This window comes from Pseudomonas sp. 2822-17 (assembly GCF_002742485.1).
Taxonomy (GTDB): Bacteria; Pseudomonadota; Gammaproteobacteria; order Pseudomonadales; family Pseudomonadaceae; genus Aquipseudomonas; species Aquipseudomonas cyclaminis.
The window spans coordinates 1-228 of record NZ_LJRZ01000017.1; the positions used below are offsets into that span (position 1 = coordinate 1).

The window sequence follows — 228 nt, forward strand, 5'->3', positions numbered from 1 at the left end:
GTTCCCTCTGTCGTTATTGCAGCATAGGTTATTCTACGGTCTTTTGGACAAGGTTTTCTAATAAGATAATTTTTCTTTTCCAGTTTATCTACCACATACGTAATACTACTGCTTGCAATTAAAACCTTCTCCCCAATTTTCTGAATTGGTTGGTCACCCTTACTGTACAACAATTCTAGGACGGCAAACTCCGTTGTATTAAGTCCAAATCCTTTTATATCTTCTTCT

1 protein-coding gene is annotated in these 228 nt (G+C 36.4%); it reads right to left on the bottom strand.

What is annotated here, in order from left to right:
• Positions 1 to 228: MarR family winged helix-turn-helix transcriptional regulator (locus AOA60_RS00050; protein ID WP_143522293.1), on the bottom strand; the 228-nt coding region annotated here is incomplete at both ends.